At 71.3% G+C, this 20,945-nt stretch carries 18 protein-coding genes; 10 read left to right on the top strand and 8 right to left on the bottom strand.

Features of this window, described 5'->3' with window-relative positions:
- Positions 1-193: 193 nt before the first annotated feature.
- On the top strand, positions 194-601 hold the full coding sequence (locus ACIBF5_RS12515; RefSeq protein WP_396810931.1) for a thioredoxin family protein: 408 nt from the start codon (positions 194-196) through the stop codon (positions 599-601).
- 19 nt (positions 602-620) lie between these two features.
- Here ACIBF5_RS12515 and ACIBF5_RS12510 read toward each other — a convergent pair whose 3' ends face one another.
- Positions 621-1,925: a lipopolysaccharide biosynthesis protein gene (locus tag ACIBF5_RS12510; protein ID WP_396810929.1), complete on the bottom strand. Its 1,305-nt coding sequence runs from the start codon at positions 1,923-1,925 to the stop codon at positions 621-623.
- 136 nt (positions 1,926-2,061) lie between these two features.
- On the opposite strand from ACIBF5_RS12510, the gene ACIBF5_RS12505 reads away from it, so the two are divergent.
- The 8 genes from ACIBF5_RS12505 to ACIBF5_RS12470 all read left to right on the top strand — a co-directional run bounded on the left by ACIBF5_RS12505 (position 2,062) and on the right by ACIBF5_RS12470 (position 11,641).
- The gene (locus tag ACIBF5_RS12505) at positions 2,062-3,234 is read left to right on the top strand and encodes an aminotransferase class I/II-fold pyridoxal phosphate-dependent enzyme (RefSeq protein WP_396811289.1); all 1,173 of its coding nucleotides are present in this window, start codon (positions 2,062-2,064) and stop codon (positions 3,232-3,234) included.
- On the top strand, positions 3,231-4,292 hold the full coding sequence (locus ACIBF5_RS12500) for a lipid II:glycine glycyltransferase FemX (protein ID WP_396810927.1): 1,062 nt from the start codon (positions 3,231-3,233) through the stop codon (positions 4,290-4,292). The genes ACIBF5_RS12505 and ACIBF5_RS12500 overlap by 4 nt, the downstream gene beginning before the upstream one ends.
- A 4-nt stretch (positions 4,293-4,296) precedes the next feature.
- Positions 4,297-5,412 carry a hypothetical protein gene (locus ACIBF5_RS12495; RefSeq protein WP_396810925.1) on the top strand — a complete coding sequence of 372 codons (1,116 nt, stop codon included), beginning with the start codon at positions 4,297-4,299 and terminating at the stop codon, positions 5,410-5,412.
- Entirely contained in the window at positions 5,406-6,041 is a 636-nt protein-coding gene (locus tag ACIBF5_RS12490) for a GNAT family N-acetyltransferase (RefSeq protein WP_396810923.1), read from the top strand. Before ACIBF5_RS12495 ends, ACIBF5_RS12490 begins: the two co-directional genes overlap by 7 nt.
- Before the next feature lie 74 nt (positions 6,042-6,115).
- Positions 6,116-7,381, top strand: a complete 1,266-nt coding sequence (locus tag ACIBF5_RS12485) for a glycosyltransferase family 4 protein (protein ID WP_396810921.1) — start codon at positions 6,116-6,118, stop codon at positions 7,379-7,381.
- Complete coding sequence (locus ACIBF5_RS12480; RefSeq protein ID WP_396810919.1) at positions 7,378-8,580, top strand: glycosyltransferase; 1,203 nt, start codon at positions 7,378-7,380, stop codon at positions 8,578-8,580. Before ACIBF5_RS12485 ends, ACIBF5_RS12480 begins: the two co-directional genes overlap by 4 nt.
- The gene (locus ACIBF5_RS12475; protein WP_396810917.1) at positions 8,577-9,770 is read left to right on the top strand and encodes a glycosyltransferase family 4 protein; all 1,194 of its coding nucleotides are present in this window, start codon (positions 8,577-8,579) and stop codon (positions 9,768-9,770) included. The genes ACIBF5_RS12480 and ACIBF5_RS12475 overlap by 4 nt, the downstream gene beginning before the upstream one ends.
- Positions 9,771-9,811: 41 nt before the next feature.
- On the top strand, positions 9,812-11,641 hold the full coding sequence (locus ACIBF5_RS12470) for a hypothetical protein (protein WP_396810915.1): 1,830 nt from the start codon (positions 9,812-9,814) through the stop codon (positions 11,639-11,641).
- Here the strand turns inward: ACIBF5_RS12470 and wzy are convergent.
- From wzy to ACIBF5_RS12445, 5 genes are all read right to left on the bottom strand, one after another.
- Positions 11,563-12,816: an O-antigen polysaccharide polymerase Wzy gene (gene wzy, locus ACIBF5_RS12465; RefSeq protein WP_396810914.1), complete on the bottom strand. Its 1,254-nt coding sequence runs from the start codon at positions 12,814-12,816 to the stop codon at positions 11,563-11,565. The two genes, ACIBF5_RS12470 and wzy, sit on opposite strands and share 79 nt — an antisense overlap.
- Positions 12,807-14,111, bottom strand: coding sequence for an oligosaccharide flippase family protein (locus tag ACIBF5_RS12460; protein WP_396810913.1), 1,305 nt, complete (start codon positions 14,109-14,111; stop codon positions 12,807-12,809). Before ACIBF5_RS12460 ends, wzy begins: the two co-directional genes overlap by 10 nt.
- Complete coding sequence (locus tag ACIBF5_RS12455) at positions 14,108-14,890, bottom strand: class I SAM-dependent methyltransferase (protein WP_396810911.1); 783 nt, start codon at positions 14,888-14,890, stop codon at positions 14,108-14,110. The genes ACIBF5_RS12460 and ACIBF5_RS12455 overlap by 4 nt, the downstream gene beginning before the upstream one ends.
- A gap of 244 nt (positions 14,891-15,134) precedes the next feature.
- Entirely contained in the window at positions 15,135-16,913 is a 1,779-nt protein-coding gene (locus ACIBF5_RS12450; RefSeq protein WP_396810909.1) for a sensor histidine kinase, read from the bottom strand.
- Positions 16,910-17,638: a response regulator transcription factor gene (locus ACIBF5_RS12445; RefSeq protein ID WP_396810908.1), complete on the bottom strand. Its 729-nt coding sequence runs from the start codon at positions 17,636-17,638 to the stop codon at positions 16,910-16,912. Before ACIBF5_RS12445 ends, ACIBF5_RS12450 begins: the two co-directional genes overlap by 4 nt.
- 171 nt (positions 17,639-17,809) lie before the next feature.
- Here ACIBF5_RS12445 and ACIBF5_RS12440 point away from each other — a divergent pair, with 171 nt between their 5' ends.
- Positions 17,810-17,974: a hypothetical protein gene (locus ACIBF5_RS12440; protein ID WP_396810906.1), complete on the top strand. Its 165-nt coding sequence runs from the start codon at positions 17,810-17,812 to the stop codon at positions 17,972-17,974.
- A 36-nt stretch (positions 17,975-18,010) separates the two neighbouring features.
- Here ACIBF5_RS12440 and ACIBF5_RS12435 read toward each other — a convergent pair whose 3' ends face one another.
- Complete coding sequence (locus tag ACIBF5_RS12435) at positions 18,011-18,442, bottom strand: hypothetical protein (RefSeq protein WP_396810904.1); 432 nt, start codon at positions 18,440-18,442, stop codon at positions 18,011-18,013.
- Between the two features lie 86 nt (positions 18,443-18,528).
- Complete coding sequence (locus tag ACIBF5_RS12430) at positions 18,529-20,943, bottom strand: Tex family protein (RefSeq protein ID WP_396810902.1); 2,415 nt, start codon at positions 20,941-20,943, stop codon at positions 18,529-18,531.
- Positions 20,944-20,945: the final 2 nt, after the last annotated feature.

The raw sequence follows: 20,945 nt of genomic DNA, 5'->3' as shown, positions 1-20,945 counted from the left end.
TGCGAACAGCTTGGAGGCGTTTCATCGGCTACTCGGGTGAACGTGTGTCGTCGCTGTCCGTGGGGGAGTGTCCGTGCTCGCGGGCGTGCGGGTGGGGGTGGTGCCCCGGTCCCGGTGCCGAGAATGTGGCAGATGTCCTAGACGTGCGTCGAGGCTGAACTGGTGCCACCCGTCAGACGTCAGTCATGCCGTGATGCGATCCCTCTCCACCAGCGAACACAACGCCGCTCTCTCCTCCGGGCTCGCCGTACTGGTCTTCCGGTGGAGCGGGAGCAGGGCTTGTCAGGAGTTTCAGCCGGAACTCGACAGGTTTGTCGCCGAGCACCCGGAATGCCCGGTCTGGACGGTCGAAGCGGTCGAGCAGAAAGACCTGGCCGAACTCCATCACCTGCGGGCGCTGCCCACCATCGTCGTCTACCGCGACGGCCTACCGACCCGGCGCTTCGCCGGGGCGATGTCGGCGGACGACCTGGCCGAGACGGTGGAGGAGGTGGCTCAGGCTGATATGGACGAGGAGTACAACGACTGGATGACCGACATGATCGATGCGTTGGAGACCGGCGAGGCCGGATCCCCGTTCGTGTCGCCTCTCCAGTCCTGAGCTTTCGCACCACCCTCTTTCAGACCCGGATCGGTGGCGAGGTCGCCTTCCGTCGACCGGGGGCGACGTTGCCGACGAGTCGCGGGCGGAGCAGGCGCCAGGAGGCGACCGAGAGTCCGGCGTACGTGAGCACGCAGGCGATTGCGGCGCCGTACCCGCCCCAGAGCGGGATCGTGATCGCGAAGAGGATCAGCGCCACGACACTGCCCGCCGCGCCGAGTAGTCCGGCGGTGGTCATCCAGCCGCCGCCGAGCAGGCCCCGGCTGGCGACCGCGAACGGGGCGAAGGCGATCTCGGCGAGCAGTAGGACCAGCAGCAGTGGGCGGGCGTCGGCGAACTCCGTACCGAAGATCGGGATGATCAGGAACCAGCCGCCGACCCCCACCAGCAGGCTCGCCGCCGCCGCCGCGAGCAGTGCCGTGCGGCGGGTCCGGACCACCCTCGCCACCCCGGCGCCGAGCGCGACCTCACGGTTGACGATCTGGCCCAGCGCGGCCGGCACCACTCGTGGGCCCTCGCTCAGCGTGGCGGCGACCGAGTAGATGCCGACCGTGGCGGCGCCGGCCACCGCGCCCAGCACGTAACGGTCGGCGCGCAGTGCCAGGGCCAGCCCCATCGTCAGGCCGAGGGCGCGGCAGCCGTGGCGGAGCAGTTCGGCGAGTTCCCGGCGACCGGGTGCGGCGAGCGGCACCAGCCCGACGACGTGCAGCCTGGCCGCCTGTAGGGCGGCGATCGCCACCATGCCGGTGCCCTGGGCGAGCAGCAACGCCCACGCCGAGCGGTCGAGTGTGGCCCCGATGAGTACGCCGACCAGGCCACCGGCGGCGACCAGCGCCGCCCAGCCGCTGCCGGCACGGAACCGGCCGGCGGCGTACCAGACGTCGGGGAACTGGGTCAGTGCCACGTACCCCGTGGTCACCACCAGGACCGCGAGCAGGAACGGAGGCTCGCTCAGTCCGGTGTCGATCAGCGGGGCGGAGAGCACGGAGAGCAGGACGGCGAGCCCACCCCCGGCGGCGACGGAGACGATCGACCACCAGGTGTACGACGCGAGCAGGCGCGCTCCGGTCGGCGTGCCGCTGACGGCGGGCAGACGAGAGCGTAGGGCGGAACCGGTGCCGAGGCCGGTGAGGAGTCCGGCGATGCTGCCGGTGGTGACGCCGAGCACCATCAATCCACGTTGATGTGGCCCGAGGAGTGTGCTGGCCAGTACCGCGCTGACCGCGTAGCTGGCCGACTGGGCGAGGCTGGACCCGGTCAGGAAGGCCACCGGAGATCGTCGGCGAGCAGCCGCGACCTGCGTGCCCGTTCCCGCGTTCTCCATGCTGTACCGCCTTGTTCGGGCAGATTATTGAATCTGACCAGAATAGCCAAATCACACCCAACGCGTGGGTTCAACTGATACAAACCCTTTGGATACTTTCGGAGTGTTTGGGTCGGAGGCAGCGCCTGTGAACCGGATCTACCTCTCGCCCCCCGACGTCGGGCGCCTGGAAGAGACGTACCTGGTCCGGGCGCTCCGCTCCGGCTGGGTCGCGCCGCTCGGCCCCGAGGTCGACGCGTTCGAGCGCGAGGTGGCCGACCGCGTGGGCGTGGCCCACGCGGTCGCGGTCAGCTCCGGAACCGCCGCGCTGCACCTCGCGCTGCTCGCCCTCGGCGCCGGCCCCGGACAGGTGGTGGTGGTGCCCACGCTGACCTTCGTCGCCACCGCCAACGCGGTCGTCTACACCGGTGCCGAACCGGTCTTCGTCGACTGTGACCCGGCCACCGGCAACATCGACGTCGCCCTCCTGGCCGACCTGCTGCACCGGCTGCGCGTCGCCGGCCAGCGGGTCGCCGCGGTGATCCCGGTGGACATGTTCGGCGCCTGCGCCGACTACGACGAGATCCTGCCGGTCTGCGCCGCCGCCCGGGTGCCGGTGCTGGCCGACGCGGCCGAGTCGCTCGGCTCGACCTACCGGGGGCGGCAGGCCGGATCGTTCGGCCGGATCGCGGCACTGTCGTTCAACGGCAACAAGATCATCACCACCTCCGGTGGCGGCATGCTCGTCTCCGACGACGCCGGGCTGATCGCCCAGAGCCGCTACCTCGCCACCCAGGCCCGGCAACCCGTGCCGCACTACGAACACCAGGACGTCGGTTACAACTACCGCCTCAGCAACCTGCTCGCCGCTCTCGGCCGGGCCCAGCTCAGCCGCCTGGACGAGATGCTCGCCCGCCGCCGGGAGCTGCGCGAACGCTACGCCAAACTCTTCGCCGCCGTGCCCGGCGTACGGCTGCTCGGTGACCCGAGGGAAGACGGACCCGGCGCCGCCGGGGTCCGGATCGCACCCGACACCGCCGGCTCCCGCGGCTCCAACTGCTGGCTCACCACGATCGTCGTCGACCCCGAACAGGCCGGCTGGCGGGCAGGGGAACTCGGCGAACACCTCGCCGCCGAAGACATCGAGACCCGACCCGTGTGGAAGCCCATGCACCTCCAGCCGATCTTCAGCCAGTCGCGGGCCGTCCTCACCGGCGCCGCGCAGCGGCTCTTCGACGAGGGACTCACCCTGCCCAGCGGCTCCGCCCTGGACGAGACCCAGACAGCCAGGGTCTTCCACACCATCGAGCAGTTCCTGGCACAGCGGTGACCGAACAGTTGGCCGTGGTCGGGGCCGACAGCGCGGCGGCGCTGATCGATCCGGAATGCCCGGACGTCTACCACACCGCAGGCTACGGCCGGGCCGCCGCCAGCACCGAACCCGGCACCTGGCAGCTCGCGTACTCGCCCCACCGGATCCTGGTGCCGTACGTGGTGCGCCGCCTCGACGACGGCACCGGGGCATCCGACGCGGTCAGCCCGTACGGCTACTCCGGAATCCACGTCGGCGGGGGCACGACACCCGCCGAACTCGCCCGGTTCTGGGACCAGGCCGTCCACCACTGGCGTGACCAGGGCATGGTCACCCTCTTTCTCCGGTTCTCCCCACTGGACCCCCACTCGGTCGACGCCGCACGCCACCTCGGCACGATCGACCTCACCCGCCGCGCCGACACCATCACCGTCCCGGTCGACCAGGGAAGCACGGCGATCTGGGCCGGGATGGAGGGCCGGTCGCGTACCGCGATCCGCAAGGCCCGCAACACCGGCCTGGAGGGAGGCATCCGGGCCGCCGGCACAGACGACGTCGCCGCCGGGTCACCCTTCCGCAAGCTGTACGAGCAGACCATGCACCGGGTCGGCAGCGCCCCCGGTTACCACTTCCCCGAGGCGTACTACCGGACGCTGGTGGACGGCCTCGGCAAGGCGCTGCTGATCGCCGAGGTACGCGACCCCGCCGGCACGGTGGTCGCCGCCGCGCTCGTCCTGCGCCACCGCGAGCGGGCCCACTACCACCTCGCCGGCTCCGACCCCCGCAGCGTCCGGGAAGGCGCCAACAACCTGCTGCTCTGGACCATCCTGGAGTGGGCCTCGGAGAACGGCTGCACGCTCGTCCACCTCGGCGGTGGAGTCCGCGCCGACGACGGGCTGTTCCAGTTCAAGCGCTCCTTCGGCGGCATCCGGACGCCGTTCTGGACCGGGGCGGTGGTGCTCGACCCCGGGCGGTACGCGGCCCTGCTCGACACCCACGCCCGCAACCTCGGCCGCACCGTCGAGGAACTCCGCGCATCCGGGTACTTCCCCGGCTACCGGCTCGGCCGGAGCTGACGCGATGACCGACCTCCAGCCGTCGCCGGTCGCCTCCCGCTGGGAGGTCGGCTCCAGCTTCCCCCTCCACCAGGCCACCGGGGCGGAGTGGGCCGGCCCACCACCACCGGCGGCGCCCCCGTACGGGGAACTCTTCGGCTCGGGCCGGCAGGCGCTGCGCGCACTGGTCGAGTTCGGCCGGCGGGAGTACGGCTGGACTGCCCTGCACCTGCCCACGTACTACTGCGACGAGGTGACCGACGCGGTCACCGACGTGCTGCCGGTCCGGCGGTACCCGGCCGGCCCGGACGGCGGGGTGCCGCCGGTCGTCGCGCCCACCGACGCGGTGGTGCTGGTCTCGTACTTCGGTGCGCCGCCGGTGGTGCCGGCACCGGCCGGCGCGACCCTGATCGTCGACGTCACCCATGATCCCCGGGCGCCCTGGTTGCCCTCGCTGCGGGCGGACTACGTCTTCGCCTCGCTGCGCAAGACGTTGCCGCTGCCCGACGGCGGGGCACTCTGGTCGGACAGCGGTCGGCCCCTGCCGTCCGCCGGCCCGCCGACCGCCCGTCACCTGGCGGTGGTCGACCGGGTGCTGGCCGCGATGTGTCTCAAGGCCGCCTACCTGGCCGGTGCCCCACTGGACAAGCAGCGTTACCTGGCCCGCTACGCGGCTGGCGAGGACCTGTTGCGGACGGCCGACGTCAGCGGCATTTCCGAGTTCTCCCGGCAGGCCCTGCACGCGCTCCCGGTCGACCGGCTCCGCCTGCGCCGGATCGAGAACGCCGCGCTGCTCGCCGCCGGTCTGGCCGGACTACCGGGGCTGACCGCCCGCGCCTGGCCCCTCGGGGTCGTGCTGGAGTTCGGCTCGCACCGGTCCCGCGAGGCGGTACGGCACGGCCTGATCGAACGCTCCGTCTACCCGGCGGTGCTCTGGCGACTCGTCGAGCCGGACGAGAACGACGACCAGGTCCGCTACTCACGTCGGATGCTCTTCCTGCACACCGACCACCGCTTTCGCGGGTCGGACATGGCCCGGGTGGCGGAGCTGGTGCGCGCACTGCACCCGCCCGGCGCCGAGGTCGTGCCGGACCCCGCCCCGCCCGGACCGGTGTCGGTCCCGAGAGGAGAAAGATGCTGACCGGCCGACTGGTCGGCCTGCGCCCGATGCAGGCCGACGATCTCGACTTCTTCGCGGACCTGGCCAACGCGCCGCAGGTCCGCAGCCACGTGGTGGGCTGGGACTGGCCGGTGGCGCGGGACGCGCAGCGGGACTGGTTCGCCAGCGCCTCCCGCGACCCACACAACCGCCGGCTTACCGTGGTCGACCGGGTCAGCGGAGAACCGGTGGGCATGACCGGGCTGTGGGAGATCGACTGGCACAACCAGTCCGCCCTCACCGCGGTCAAGCTCATGCCCGGCGCCACGCCCAAGGGCGCCGGCACCGACTCGATCATGCTGACCATGGCCTGGAGCTTCTACGAGGTGGGGCTCCGTCGCCTGCACAGCACCGTGCTCGACTTCAACGCGGCCAGCCTCGGTGCCTACGTACGCCGCTGTGGTTGGCAGATCGAGGGCCGAGACCGGGAAGCGGTCTTCCGCCGGGGCACCTGGCACGACCTGATCCGGGTCGCGATTCTGCGCCCGGAGTTCGATGCCGGACCGGACGCCGCCGAGTACGTCGAACGGGTCTGCGGCGCCGTCCCCGCACCAGCGATGCCGCCGAGCCAGGACCACCCGGCCCGGCACCTCGACCCCGCGCGGGCCTGACCGGCAACCGACCGGGGCGGCCCCCGTCCTGGTCCCGGCAAGACACGCCCGGTCCCAGTAGGAGAGGACAGACAGTGGCAGGACTGCGCATAGCCATCCTGTTCAAGCACCGGCAGAGCGGGCGGTGGATGCTTCCGCAGGTCGAAGAACTCCGCCGCCGGGGACACCAGGTGATGGTGGTGCTGCCGCCGGGTCCGGGGCCGCTGCCGACGGAGCTGACCCGGCGCGGCTTCGAGGTGGTCGAGTCGCCGTTCGACTTCCGCTTCCGGCCGAACCTCGCCACCCTGCGCGGTCTCTGGCGCCTCCGCCGGCTCCTGCGCGACCTGCGCCTGGACATCCTGAAATACCACCTGTACGCCTCCGCCCTCGCCGCTCGGTTCAGCTCGGTGGGCCTGCGGCTCGGCCGGGTGCACGTGGTCGTCGGACCGCTCTTCCTTGAGTCTCGGCTCATCCGTACCGTCGAACGTTGGCTCTGGCGCGCCGACGACGTGGTCATCTGCGGCACCGAATACACCTCCCGCCAGTACGGCGCGCTCGGGGCACCGCCGCAACGCCGCCCGGCAACCACGCCCGGGATCGACACCGGACACTTCAGCCGGCGCCGTTACGTCGCGCAGCAGCGGCATGTGGCGAAGCGGCGTACCGGGGCGGAACGCGACCACGCGGCCGAGTCCGGGTCGGACGGGCCGACGGCGGAGGAACTGCGGGCCAAGATCCGGGCCGAGCTGGGAGTCGCCCAGGACGCCTTCATCGTGATCATGGTTGCCTACGTGTACGCGCCGAAGCGGCTGACGTACAACGGGCGGGGGATCAAGGGACACGACCTGCTGCTCCCCGCGTGGCAGTCCTTCCACGCCCGGCACCCCAACTCCCACCTGCTACTGATCGGCGGCGGCTTCTCCCCGGCCGGCGAGACACACCGGCGGGACCTCGTCCACCGCTTCGGTGTCGACACCGACCCGAGCGTGACCTGGCTGGAGTCGGTGACCGAGGTGCGCCCCTACTACAACGCGGCCGACCTGAGCGTCAGCCCGTCGCTGTCGGAGGGGCACGGCGCCCCGGTCGAGGCCGGCTCGATGGGGCTGCCGAGCATCGTCAGCGACGCCGGTGGGCTGCCCGAGGTGGTCGACGAGGCCAGCGGCTGGGTCGTACCGGCCGGTGAGGTGGCGCCCCTGGAAGCCGCGCTGGTCGCCGCCTACCGCGACTACGAGGCGGGTGAGCTGACCCGGCGCGGCGACGCCGCCCGCGAACGGATGGTCACGTTCTTCGACCACGGGCCGGCGGCCGAGCGGATCGCGGACATCGTGGAGCGGACCGCGGCCGGGGTGCGTACGCGATGAGGGTCGTGGTGACCACCGAGACCCGGTTCTCCCGTGCCCCGGACGGCTCGGTCTGGACCCAGGACGGCCCGGCGTACCCGTTCTTCAGCCGCTACCTCGCCGCCTTCGACACGGTCCGGGTGGTGGCCCGGCTCCGGCACGTCGACACGCCCGCCGGCAACGCCCACCGGGTCGACGGCCCCGGAGTCGAACTCTGGCCGTTGCCGCACTACGTCGGCCCCCGGCAGTACCTCGCGAGCTGGCGCTCCATCCGTCAGGCGGTACGCGCGGCGGCACAACCCACCGACGCGGTCATCCTGCGCGTCCCGTCACCGACCGGCGCGATGCTGGCCGGATGGCGGGAGCGGCAACGGCTGCCGTACGCGGTCGAGGTCGTCGGCGACCCGTACGACGTCTTCGCCCCCGGTGTGGTCGAGCACCCGTTGCGTCCGTTCCTGCGCCAGTGGGGAACCACCCGGCTGCGTCACCTGTGCCGCTCCGCCGGTGCGGTCGCGTACGTCACCGAACGCCACCTCCAGTCCCGTTACCCGAGCCGGCCGGACGCGCTCAGCGTCGCCTACTCCAGCGTGGACCTACCGGCGGAGGCGTTCGTCCCCGCGCCCCGACGGATCGACCAGGCGCCCCGGCCCGGCACACTGGTCTCGGTCGGTTCGCTGGACCAGCTCTACAAGGGCATCGACACCCTGATCGAGGCGCTGGCCCGGATCGCCGCCGACGGCGAGGCACCCCGGCTGGTGCACCTCGGCGACGGGCGTTTCCGACCACAGTTGGAACGGCTCGTGGTCGAGGCGGGACTCGCCGACCGGGTCACCTTCGTCGGCACGGTTCCCGCCGGCCCGGCCGTACGCCAACACCTCGACGCCGCGGACCTGGTGGTGGTGCCGTCGCGTACCGAAGGGCTGCCCCGGGTGCTGATCGAGGCAATGGCGCGCGGCCTGCCCGCGCTCGGCTCGAACGTCGGTGGTATCCCGGAACTGCTCCCGATGCAGGACATGGTGCGGCCGAACGACCCGTTCGCGCTCGCCGCCGCGATCCGGCGTTTCCTCGCCGACCCGGCCCGGCTCACCGCCGCCTCGGCCCGCAACCTCGCCCGGGCGCACGACTACTCGGTCGCCTCGCTGCGTCCGCGCCGCGACGACTTCTACCGTACGGTGCGGGATGCCGCCGCACGCCGTGTACCAGCAGGGAGGCGCGTGTGACGAGTTCGTCGACCCGACAGGGCGATGCCCGAGGCGACACTGGCGGATCGATCGCCAGCCAGCGCGCCCGCCCAGCGGCGGAGCAGGTCGTCCGGGTGGTGCACGTGATCGGCTGGTTGGACCGGGGCGGAGCCGAGACGGTCTCGCTCGACGTGTGCCGCTCCGTCCCGTCGACGGAGGTCGAACAGATCTTCGTCACCCTCAACGGGCGGGAGGGAACCCTGGCCGGGGAGTTCCGTCAGACCGGCGCCCGGGTGGAGCAGTGTCCGGTCAGTCCCCTGCGTACGTTCGGTCCCCGGCTCTGGCGCCGGCTGCGTGAACTCCGCCCGGACGTGGTCGTCTCGCACGTCAGCCTGACCAGCGCGGTGATCCTGCTGGTGGCCCGGCTCGCCGGGGTGCCGGTGCGGATCGCCCGGATGTGGAGCGAGGGCGACGGCCGCCCCGACACCCGGCGCCGTCGACTGCGCCGGTCGGTGCTGCGCTGGCTGCTGCGCCGGGTCGCCACCAACGTGGTCGGGGTGACCGCTGCGGCGCTACGGCTCGCCGGTCCGACCCCCGGAGACGCCCGCTACCAGGTGCTCTACAACAGTGTGAACCCGAGCCGGGTGGGCGGTTGGGAGCGGGCCGAGGCCCGGTCACGCTGGCAGTTGCCGACCGACGTGCCGGTGCTGGCGTACCTCGGGCGTTCGTCACCGGAGAAGAACCGTCCGTACCTGGTGCAGGTGCACCGTGCCGTCCGCTCCCGGTGGCCCGACGCGCGCCTGTTCGTGGTCGGCCCCGGCGGTGCCGACGACCTGGTGGGAGCACATCCGGAGATCGTCGACGACCCCATGGTCGTGCTCGCCGGCGAGACCGACGAGATCGCCTCTGTGCTGGCCGCGACCGACGTGCTGCTGCTTCCCTCCCGCCGGGAAGGGCTGCCGGGGGTGGTGTTGGAGGCACTGGCCGCCGGGGTTCCGGTCGTCGCGACCGACCTGCCCTGTCTGCGTGAGGTCGAACCCCAGGTACGCGGGCTCGCCCTGTTGTCGCTCGCCGACGGGCCACACCGATGGGCCGAGGCGGTGGTGGCGCAGATCCAGCTCGGTCCCGTCGCGCGCAACGAGATCCGGGACAGCCTGCACCGATCGCCGTTCCTGCTACAGAGCGCGGTCGCACGCTGGCGGGAACTCTGGACGGTGGGTGGGCGATGAGGGCGGAGCAGCCGAGTGCTGCCAGCCCGACGATCGACCCTGTGGATCACGCTGATCCCGTCGAGGCGGTCGGACCTGTCGACCCGGCTGACCCGACCGGGTCGGTCGAGGCGGTCGGACCGGTCGACGCGGTCGAAACCGACGGGGCTGACGGGGCTGTCGCGGCGGGTACGGTGTCCTCACCCCGCCCGGTTGGTGCCGGCCGCCGCAACCGCCTCTCCGGGCGACGGCGGGCGGGCCGAGCCGAGGCGGACACCCTGGGCTGGGCGCTGGCCGCCGCGCCCGTCTCGGCGGTCAGCCTGGTGCTGGTCGCCCTCGACGCCCGGCTCCAGCACTGGTTCGTCCTGCCGGTGACCGTCTGCGGGGTCCTGATCGCCCTCGACGTGGTCTCCTGGCTCCGACGGCGGATCGACCTCTTCGACCCGCAGGCCCTGCTTGGCGTGCTCGGACTGCACTTCTTCTACCTGGCCCCGATTCTGCACGTGACGCTGGACCACTGGGGACTGTTCGTCAGTCCACCGACCGACTGGCGTGACGCGCTCGGCGCGATGGCGATCGTGAACATGGTCGGCCTGCTGGTCTACCGGTGGCTGCTGTCGTTCCCCGTACGCGGTCGGCACAGCGCGTGGTCCGGGGAGCTGAACGTTTCCCGGTTCTACCTGGTCGGCGGACTCGCCGTGGGCGCCGGGGTGCTGGCCTTCGGGGTCGAGATCGTGATGTTCGGCGGGTTGAGCGGCTTCCTCGCGGTGATGACCCAGGACCGCGAGGCGCTCAGCGGCATGGGCTGGTTGCTCATGCTCGCCGAGTCGTTCCCGTTGATCGCCTTCGCACTGGTGCTGGTCCGGTGGCGGGAGGCACTGGCCCGGCGACGCTTCCTGGTGGTGTGGCTGCTGATCTCCCTGGCGCTGGTCCAGTTCCTGGTCGGCGGGCTCCGGGGCAGCCGGAGCAACACCGTCTGGCCGATGCTGCTCGCGCTGATCCTGGTCCACCTGCTCGTCTTCACCATCTCCCGCAAGGCCCTGCTGCTCTGCGCCCTGATCTTCGTCCTCTTCATGTACCTCTACGGCCTCTACAAGAGCGCCGGGATCGAGGTGGTCGACGTCGCACGCGGTGACCGCAGCATCGAGGAACTCTCCTCGGAAACGGGGCGGGACCTGCCGAAAGTGTTGCTCAACGACCTCGCTCGGGCCGACATGCAGGCCGTGCTGCTGGAACGCAAACGGCAGGGCGAGGGAGACCTGGGGTACGGCGTCACGTACCTCGGCGCGGTCACCCTGCTGGTGCCGGGCTGGCTGCTGCCCGAGCGTCCGACCACCAAGCTCGTCATCGGCACCGAGGTGCTGCTCGGGCCGGGCAGCTACGACCGGGACCGAGGACAGTGGGCCACCCGGATCTACGGCATCGCGGGCGAGGCGATGCTCAACTTCGGTGTGGCCGGCGCGGTGCTTTCCTTCGTTCCGCTCGCGCTGCTCGTGCGCTGGTCGCGGCGGTTCTACCGACGGGCCCGGGACCAGCCTGACCTGGTGCCCAAACTGCTTGCCCCGGCGCTCGGGGTCGCCACCGTGTTGGTGCTCAGCAGCGACCTGGACAACATCGTCGTCTTCCTGCTCGGCCGGTTCGTCCCGCTCGCCGTGGTGGTGCTGTTGGCGTTCTCCGGTCCGCGGCGGAAGGTCGGCCTCCGGCCCAGGGGAGGCGGGCCCGCGCACGCCCGTACCGACCTGGCCGCGCTTCCACATTCTGATCTTTCGTCGGCGGTTTCCACCGCTGACCGACCCCGGTGGCGCCAGCCGGCTCAGCGCAGCGCGGGCGCCCGCCGGTGGCGGGGCCCCTTCCGGACCGGGGTGACCCTCGGCCGGGAAACCCTCCGGTAACGCGTGAGCAGGGTTCCGGAGAGGTGCAGTCCGCCGTAGAGCACGGCGCCGTACACCAGCGTCTTCACCAGGGCGAAGCTCTCGCCCCGGAAGTTGTACATCCAGGTGATGGTGAAGAGCATGCTCGCGTAGAGGTAGAAGCCGCCGTGGTCCGCCCGGCGGGCGAGGAGCCTCTGCATGAGGGTGAGGGCAGCGAAGACCAGCGGGATGCCGGCCATGCCGAAGTTGAGGTACGCCTCCGCGGTCAGCGAGAAGCCGTAGCCGCCGGGGGAGCCGGGGGCGTAGAGGTCGACGAGCCACTGCGCCAGCGCGTACTGCTGCCCGACGGGCAGGACACCGAGCAGGGCGTCCCAGTACGTTTCGCCGTACCGGTACGGCATCTGGACGGGCACCAGGTTCATCACGTACGTGTCCGGGAAGGTGACCGTTCCCTCGTTCAGGAGTCGGGTGGTGCCCGCCCCGACCCCGGGGCTGCGGATGCTGGCCAGATAGGTGGCGACGAGGATGCCGGTGCCACCGATCAGCGCCAGCCGCAGCGACATGGCCCGCCGCCGGAAGATCTGTACGTGCAGCAGGACGGCGAAGAGCGCGAAGAGGAAGTCGCGCTCGTTGGTGACCAGGCAGTAGACGACGTAACAGGCGATGTTCGTCGCGTACGCGATGGTGCCGAACCGGGTGGACCGGGCGGCGAAGTAGAGCGAACAGGCCATGGTCTGTAGCAGCAGATAGTCGTAGTGCCAGGGCCCGGCGAGGGTGATCCGGTCGAGTTTGTTGCCGGTGAGCATCGCCGGCCCGTGCCACGCCAGGATCGTCAACGCGTAACCCGCCAGGCCCAGCAGCAGGGGCGCCAGCAGGGGGAGGGGGTGTGCGGAGCCGTCGAGTCGGGTCCGGTCCAGCGCCCCCCGGCGGACCGGGAGGAGCACACCCACCAGGAGCATGCTGAGCAGCCCCAGCAGCAGGCCGAACGAGGCGGCGGCGATCCGGTCGGTCACGATCCCGTAGTAGATGTCCCGGCCGAGGGCGAAGTTGACCGCCGGACCGAGGCCGAAGAAGGCGAAGTAGCCGGCCAGGTACGGCAGCACGTCCCGGCGCCCGGACCGTAGCAGCATCAGGATGGGCACCGCGATCGCACCGGCGACACTGATCCAGATCACGGTGGTGTTGTTCAGGTCCACGACCGTCCCCTCAGGGCTCGGCGCAGCATGAGCGCCTTGAGTGTGCCGTCTCCGGCAACCGTCAGCACGACGGTCCAGGCGGCTCCGTCGAGTCCGTAGCGGGGGATGAGCAGGGCACCGGCGAGCGCGGTGAGCAGCAGGGTGGCGACGCTCGCGGTGAACTGGTTGCCGAACCGGTGCAGTGCGGAGAGGGCGGTGCCGACGATGAAGACCGCTCCGCTGAGCGCGGCGACGACGGTGAGCAGGGTCAGCACCGAGGCGTGCCGGGCGTAGGGTGCCCCGTACACCAGGTGGAGGGCGGGCCGTCCGCCGATCGCGGCGGCGCCGACGGCGAGCGCGCCGAGCAGGAGCGTGACCAGGACGAGTCGGTTGATCAGCCGGGTGAGGGCGGCGACCTGGTTGCTCGCGTAGAGCTGGGACATCCGGGGCAGCATGGTCTGGGCGACCGCCGCGAAGACGGCGTTGGCGGCGAGGACGACGTACCCGATGGCGGCGAAGATGCCGAGCGCGGCCGTACCCAGTTGGTGCCCGACGAGGTAGCGGGGCAGGTTGACGGTGAACGAGGCGAGTCCGGAGGCGACACCGAGCGGAAGCGCGAGCGTCGCCAGTGCGATCAGGCGTCTGCTCGTCGTCGACCAGCTCACGGGGTCGGGGCGCAGCGACCGGGTGGTGACCACGCAGTAGACGACCGCGCCGAGGGCGGAGCCCGCGACCGAACCCACCACCGCCCACGCCACGCTTCCGGTCAGCATGAGCAGGATGCTGACCGCGAGTACGGTGGCGACCCCGTTCACGATCATCGACAGGCTGATGCTCTTCATCCGGCCGTGTCGTTGGAAGAGTCCGAGGTAGATGTCGCCGATGCCGTCCAGCGCCTTGGCGACGCCGACGAGTAGCACGACGACGGCACCGGACGGGCCGACGAGGGCGGCGACGACGGCGACCACCACCGTGGCGACGGTCATGCCGAGCAGGCGCAGCCGTAGGTAGTCGTCGAAGCTGAAGCGCGAATCCGCGTCGGTCACCTGGACGGTTCGCAGGGCGAGTCCGGCGACGAGCGTGACCGGTGCCGCCACGGCGAGCCCGAGGGCGTACTGACCGACCATGGCTGGGTTTCCGTAGCGGGCGAGCACCACGATGACCAGCCACTGTGCCAGGGCGGCGACGAGGATGCCGAGCAGGCTCCAGGTGATCTGGCCGAGGACTCCGCCGGTCCGGCGGGTGGCGGGGCTCCCGGTCGGTGCCGGGATGCCGGTGGGGGGCGCGGCTGTCGCCGCGTGACCGGGGAGGGTCATCCGGCTCGGACGCCGGTGGCCCAGATGGTCGCCGGCCAGGGCCAGCCTTCGGGCAGCAGCAGGTCGCTGCAGACGTTCCAGGTTCGGGCGGCCAGCCGGTACGAGGTGCCGGAGAGGTCGCGTCGGACCCGCGAGTTCGGCATCGTCGGCCCGCCGCTCACGCCGGTGCGGATGTCGACCAGCCCGGCCGTGGTGCACGCCGCGCGTAACGACTCCTCCGACATGACCCTCAGGTTGTGGGTGGCGAGTGTGTCCGGACTGAATCGCCGCAGGAGCGCGACCAGCGCCGGGTGGGAGTAGTTCGGGACGGTCACCGCGACGACGCCGCCGGGTCGGAGGAACCGCCGGTGGTGCGCGACGATCTCGGCCGGGTCGTCGAAGTGTTCCACCAGTCCGAACGAGACGACAAGGTCGACCGGGGGTAGCTCGGCCGTACGGACGTCGCCCAGGTGCAGGGTGGCGGGGATGCCGCCGGCCGCCAGTAGTCGTCGGGCGGTCTTCAGGCCCTCGGGTGCGAAGTCGATCCCGTGGTAGGTGTGGGTGGGTCGGAGTTGGTGCAGCAGCATCAGCATGCTTCCGGGAGCGCAGCCGAGTTCGAGTACGTCGACCGGCTGGCCGGGGCCGCGGCCGGTGCTGTCGAGCAGGTCGGACAGCAGTTGGTGCCAGGTCCGGGTCGTCCTCAGTCGTTGCTTGACCTGGCCGGTAATCCGGCCGGGCTGGGGCTGGGTCCACAACTGGTCCCACGATTCGGTGGAGGTCAACTCCGTGGATTTGGTCATCGCCGTCTCCTGATCCCGGCGGTAGACCCGGCCCGGATATCTCGGATCCACTTTGGTCGGCCGGTTCGGTTCGTGCCGACTCCCGTGCCCGTGGTGGTACGTCACGGGTACGGGAGTGGACGGGGAGAAACCGGACGGCGATCCTCGCCCCGGGTGGGACGCTGTTCGACCGAACATCGACAAAGCGGACTCAACTCGCGAAAAGCACTTTACCAAGCGGCCGAGTCGCAAAAAGTCGTTTGCTTTATTCAACCGGAGAAGCGGGCAGGACGATGCTGAAGGTCGTACCGACGCCGAGTTCGCTGGCAACGGTGATGGTGCCGCCGTGGTCCGTGACGATCTGCCGGGTGATGGCGAGACCGAGTCCACTACCGCCGGTGCCACGTCCCCGGGCCGAGTCCGCCCGCCAGAACCGGTCGAAGACGTGCGGAAGCGCGTCCGGAGCGATCCCGGAGCCGTCGTCGGAGACACGGACCAACGCGTCGGCTCCGGCCCGGGACGCGTACAGCGTGAGGTTGCCGCCAGCGGCGGTGGCCCGCAGCGCGTTGGTGATCAGGTTTCCGACCACCTGGCGCAACCGGTCCGGGTCCGCGTGCACGACCACCGGTTCGGCGACCACCCGGAGCCTGACCCGGGCCGATTCGGCCAGCGCCCGATGGGCGGTCTGACAGGTCTCCAGCAACTCGGCCAGGTCGACCGGGACCCGGTGGTACGCCAACGTCCCCGCCTCGGCCAGAGCCAGTTCCTGCAGGTCGTCGACGATCCGTTGCTGGAGCACCGCCTCCTCGTGCAGGGAGGCGAACAACTCCGGGTCCGGTTTGATCACTCCGTCCTTCAGCGCCTCCAGATAGCCGCGCAGATTCGCCAACGGGCTGCGCAACTCGTGGGCTACGTCGGCCACCAGCCGGCGCTGCCGCTCCTCGCCACGTTGCAGCGAATCGGCCATCTGGTTGAACGAGCGCCCCAGTTTGGCCAACTCGTCGCGGCCCTTGACCGGAACTCGCCCGGAGAGGTCGCCCCGGCCGAGCCGCTGTGCGGCGTCGGTGAGTCGGCCGATCGGTCGGATCACCCGGTGACTCAGCAGTGCCGTACAGAGGACCGCGATTCCCGCCACCCCGGCGACCCCGGCGAGCACCGGGCCGGTGGTCAGTGCCGCCCCCGGATCGCTCTGCGCGCCGAGATAGAGCCGCACCGGCTGCGGTGCCACATCGTTGATCTGGAGGTTGAACACCTGGGTCAGGCAGGCGATCGTCGCGTCCGGGACCGAGGCCGCGGTGGTGGTCGGCGAGACGCCGTTGCGGAGCCGAGGATCGGCGAAGCCAAGGCCGGGTTGGCTGACCGGGCCCCGCCCGGGTAGGACCGGCAGCGCCGGAGCGCCGTCCGGATTGTCGGCACCATCCGACTTGACGCAGCGCGTGGTCCGGTCGACGTCCGTGCTGAGGTTCCGCCCCGCCTCGGCGGTGCCGACCCGACAGGCGTCGACGCTGTCCCAGTCGGCGCTCTCGATGTCCGGCCCGGGTTCGAAGCTCGGCACCCCGAGCGCGCCGCCGGTACTGACCACGTCCAGGCCCCGGCGGGTCAGACAGGCGGCGAGCAGCACACCCGATCGGTAGTTTTCGATCGCCTTGACGGTGATTCCCGCCGGGTCGGTCTCCGTGCCCGCCAGGGATAGCGTCGGCCTCGGGTTGACCACCGCGGTCAGCGGGCCGAGCGGCCGGAAGGCACGATCCGGGTTTGTCTCGGTGTCGGTATCCACCAGCACCCCGAGGTCGCTCTCCAGGTGGATCCGTTGACCGGTGTCCTGGTGCAGCCGCCGGACAAGGCCGGCGACGCCTTCCCAGGTGCCCTGCCGGCTGCCGTACGCCTTCAGTTCGGAACTGATCATGTCGACCTGTTCCTGGCTGGCGCTGGCCGAGGCGGTGAGCTGCTCCCGGGCCTGGCGCAGTGTCAGCCAGGCGGTCGCGCAGGTCGCGCTGAGCGCGACGAACATGACCAGGCCGAGCACCCGGAACCGGAAGCTCACGGCGAACTGGTCGCCGGGACCGTCGGCGCCGGGGCGGCACCCAGGTCGGCCAGGCGGTAGCCGCGACCGAAGACGGTCTGCACGTACCGGGGGTCGGCCGCGTCGGGCTCGATCTTGCGGCGCAGGTTCATCACGTGTACGTCGACCGTGCGTTCCAGCACGTAGTGGTCGAAACCGAAGGCCCGGTCAATGATCTGTGCGCGGGTGAACGCCCGCCCCGGTTCGCTGGCCAGCACCTCCAGGATGCCGAATTCCTTCGCGGTGAGCGTGATCGGCCGACCGGCGATCCGCACCTCGAACCGGCCCGCGTCGATCTCCAGTTCGCCGACGGTGAGCACCGCCTGGTTGCCCGCGCTCACCACACCCGCCCGGCGCAGCAGGGCCCGGACCCGGGCGGCCAGCTCCCGTGGGCTGTACGGCTTGGTCAGGTAGTCGTCGGCTCCGAGGTCGAGCCCGAGCAGGATGTCGTCCTCGGTGGTACGGGCGGTGAGCAGCAGGATCGGCAGGTCCGATTCCGCCCGCAGGACCCGACACACGTCGAGACCGTCGACGATCGGCATCATCACGTCGAGCACCACCAGATCGGGCCGGCGGGCGCGGACCTGGTCCAACGCGGCCCGGCCGTCGCCGACCAGCAGGACGCTGTGTCCCTCCCGTTCGAGGTAGATCCGAACCAGATTCGCCTGCTTACGGTCATCCTCGGCAACCAGGATCCTCGCGCCCATGACTCCTCATCCGTGGAACGGGTAGCGGCCGGACGGATTCAACCCGTCGCCGGTGAAGGAGTCGTTAAGGCCACATACGGAAGCTGTATGGCGCCGGTCGTCCGGTTCGGCGTACCGCAAGGCAACGCCTTCTTCGTCGATCCTTCACACCCGGCTCCCTACCGTATCCCCATGTTGGTAGGAGAGCCACAGAGCGCCGTTGCAGTCCGTCTGAGCCGTGATGAGCTGCGATGGCGCGCGGCCCGACGCCGGATGCGGGAGACGCTGGCGCTGCGCCGGGCCGAGGCGGCGGCCGGACGGGCCGCCGAGACGGCCACGCCCGGCGATCAGATGTGACGGAACGCTCACCCCTGGTGAGGGGTGGTTGCCCGGTCAACTCCAGCGCGGACCCGCGGCGAGCCGGCGGTCGAGCAGGTGGGCCAGGGGCATCGACTCGCCGTCCCGCCCACCCTCGCCGACCACCAGCCGAGGCTCCTGCGGTGTGACGGTGACGCCGGTCAACCGTCCGCGCCAGCTCGCCGGCACGGTGAGCAGATAGAAGTCACCGGAGGTGCTGACCGCCCGGGTGCGGTTGACGTCGACGTACCAGCCGACCAGGCCGGTCCGGTAGCGGGCGCCACCGGGGGCGAGCGCACTCAGCGGGGAGGGCGGCAGCTCACGCCGCTCGGCCTCGCGGACGAAAGCGGCGACCAGCTCCCGTGCCTGCCCGGTCTCCCGGGCCCGGCGCTGACGGTCCGCCTCGGCGCGTACCTCGACCGCGCGGCGGTGCTCCTCCCGCCAGGCGGCCTGCCCGTCGTCGACCATCAGCAGACCGTACGTCAGCGGCCCGCGCCGTGCCTCCCCGCCGCGACCGGTGGCGGTCGCGGCGGGGAGGACCCGGTGTGAACGGGTCAGCGGCCGGAGCCGCCGATGCCCTTGTCGAGTCCGGCGCGACGCAGGGCGTCGGCCATCGCACCGCTCGGCGCGGAGTTGCCGCCCCCGCCGCCACCGCTGCGACCCTGCCGGGACTGGCCACCGCCGCCCCGGGAACCACCCCGGTCGGCACCGCCTCGGTCCCGGCGCTCGCCCGTCGGGCGCTCCCGGCGGTCGCCACCGCCGGTACGCGGCGCACCGGCGCTGGCCTCGTCCTCCAGCCGCAGGGTGAGCGAGATCCGCTTACGCGGTACGTCCACGTCCAGCACCTTCACCCGGACCACGTCGCCCGACTTCACCACGTCCCGGGGGTCCTTGACGAAGGTGTTCGACATCGCCGAGACGTGCACCAGACCGTCCTGGTGCACCCCGATGTCGACGAAGGCACCGAAGGCGGCGACGTTGGTGACCACGCCCTCCAGCAACATGCCGGGTGTCAGGTCGCCGATCTTCTCGACGCCCTCGGCGAAGGTGGCGGTACGGAAGGCGGGGCGCGGGTCACGCCCCGGCTTCTCCAACTCCCCGATGATGTCGGTGACGGTCGGCAGACCGAACGTGTCATCGACGAAGTCGGTCGGCTTCAACGCGCGCAGCAGCGCGCTCTTGCCGATCAGGGAGCCGATGTCCCCGCCGGTACTGGCGAGGATGCGCCGGACCACCGGGTACGACTCCGGGTGGACCGCGGAGGCGTCCAGCGGGTCGTCGCCGTCGGGGATCCGGAGGAACCCGGCGCACTGTTCGAACGCCTTCGGCCCGAGCCGGGGGACCTCCTTCAGCGCCCGGCGGCTCCGGAACGGGCCGTGCGTGTCCCGGTGCAGCACGATGTTCTCGGCGAGCCCGGCGCCGATCCCCGAGACCCGGGTGAGCAACGGGGCCGAGGCGGTGTTCACGTCCACCCCGACACCGTTCACGCAGTCCTCGACCACCGCGTCCAGCGAACGGGAGAGCTTCACGTCGGAGAGGTCGTGCTGGTACTGGCCGACGCCGATCGAGCGCGGCTCGATCTTCACCAACTCGGCCAGCGGGTCCTGGAGCCGGCGGGCGATGGAGACCGCACCGCGCAGCGACACGTCCAGGCCGGGCAGTTCCTGCGACGCGTACGCCGAGGCGGAGTAGACCGAGGCACCGGCCTCGGAGACCATCACCTTGGTCAGGTTCAGCCCCGGGTGCAGCTTGATCAGGTCAGCGGCGAGCTTGTCGGTCTCCCGGGAGGCGGTGCCGTTGCCGATCGCGATCAGGTCCACCGAGTGGGCCTTGGCCAGACGGGCGAGGGTGTCGACGGACTGGTCCCACTGGCGGCGCGGCTCGTGCGGGTAGATCGTGTCGGTGGCGAGGACCTTGCCGGTCGCGTCGACCACGGCGACCTTCACGCCCGTACGCACACCCGGATCGAGGCCCATCGTGGTCCGGCTGCCGGCCGGGGCGGCGAGCAGCAGGTCACGCAGGTTGGTCGCGAAGACGCGTACGGACTCGTCCTCGGCCGCCTGCCAGAGCCGCATCCGCAGGTCCGCGCCGAGGTGGATCAGGACCCGGGTACGCCACGCCCAGCGCACCGTGTCGGTCAACCACCGGTCCGCCGGCCGGCCCCGGTCGGTGATCCCGAACCGGGCACCGATCTCCAACTCGTACCGGGTCGGGCCGACCGGGGCGGTGTCGTCCTGCGGAACCTCCTCGGGCTCCATGCTCAGGTCGAGCACGCCCTCCTTCTCACCCCGGAACATCGCCAGCACCCGGTGCGAGGCGATCCGGGTGTACGGCTCGGTGAAGTCGAAGTAGTCGGAGAACTTGGCCCCGGCGTCCTGCTGACCGTCGCGTACCTTCGCGGCCAGCCGCCCCCGCGACCACATCTGCTCACGCAGCGACCCGATCAGGTCGGCGTCCTCGGCGAACCGTTCGACCAGGATCGCCCGTGCACCGTCGAGCGCGGCGGTCGGGTCGGCCACGCCCTTCTCGGCGTCCACGAAGGCGGTCGCGGTGGTGCGCGGGTCGAGTCCCGGATCGGCGAGGAGCTGGTCGGCCAGCGGCTCCAGCCCGGCCTCCCGGGCGATCTGCGCCCGGGTCCGCCGCTTGGGCTTGTACGGCAGGTAGATGTCCTCCAGCCGCGCCTTCGAGTCGGCCGCCAGCAGAGACGCCTCAAGCGCCTCGTCCAGTTTGCCCTGGCTGCGGATGGACTCCAGGATCGCCGCCCGGCGCTCCTCCAACTCCCGCAGGTAGCGCAACCGTTCCTCGAGCGTGCGCAGTTGCGCGTCGTCGAGCATGCCGGTGACTTCCTTGCGGTAACGGGCGATGAAGGGCACGGTGGCCCCGCCGTCGAGCAGTTCGACGGCGGCCGTCACCTGCCGCTCACGTACGCCGAGCTCCTCGGCGATCCGCTGATGAACAGACGTCGTCACGA

Source organism: Micromonospora sp. NPDC050417, assembly GCF_044458865.1.
Taxonomy (GTDB): domain Bacteria; phylum Actinomycetota; class Actinomycetes; order Mycobacteriales; family Micromonosporaceae; genus Micromonospora_G.
Note: the sequence above shows the minus strand (reverse complement) of the source record. Positions and strands in the feature narration are given on the sequence as shown.

What these genes read in the sequence shown, in the direction of transcription:
- ACIBF5_RS12515 (WP_396810931.1), top strand. Translation starts at nt 194, where the DNA reads ATGCGATCCCTCTCCACCAGCGAACACAACGCCGCTCTCTCCTCCGGG.
- ACIBF5_RS12510 (WP_396810929.1), bottom strand. Translation starts at nt 1,925, where the DNA reads ATGGAGAACGCGGGAACGGGCACGCAGGTCGCGGCTGCTCGCCGACGA.
- ACIBF5_RS12495 (WP_396810925.1), top strand. Translation starts at nt 4,297, where the DNA reads ATGACCGACCTCCAGCCGTCGCCGGTCGCCTCCCGCTGGGAGGTCGGC.
- ACIBF5_RS12490 (WP_396810923.1), top strand. Translation starts at nt 5,406, where the DNA reads ATGCTGACCGGCCGACTGGTCGGCCTGCGCCCGATGCAGGCCGACGAT.
- ACIBF5_RS12480 (WP_396810919.1), top strand. Translation starts at nt 7,378, where the DNA reads ATGAGGGTCGTGGTGACCACCGAGACCCGGTTCTCCCGTGCCCCGGAC.
- ACIBF5_RS12460 (WP_396810913.1), bottom strand. Translation starts at nt 14,111, where the DNA reads ATGACCCTCCCCGGTCACGCGGCGACAGCCGCGCCCCCCACCGGCATC.
- ACIBF5_RS12455 (WP_396810911.1), bottom strand. Translation starts at nt 14,890, where the DNA reads ATGACCAAATCCACGGAGTTGACCTCCACCGAATCGTGGGACCAGTTG.
- ACIBF5_RS12445 (WP_396810908.1), bottom strand. Translation starts at nt 17,638, where the DNA reads ATGGGCGCGAGGATCCTGGTTGCCGAGGATGACCGTAAGCAGGCGAAT.
- ACIBF5_RS12440 (WP_396810906.1), top strand. Translation starts at nt 17,810, where the DNA reads ATGTTGGTAGGAGAGCCACAGAGCGCCGTTGCAGTCCGTCTGAGCCGT.
- ACIBF5_RS12435 (WP_396810904.1), bottom strand. Translation starts at nt 18,442, where the DNA reads ATGGTCGACGACGGGCAGGCCGCCTGGCGGGAGGAGCACCGCCGCGCG.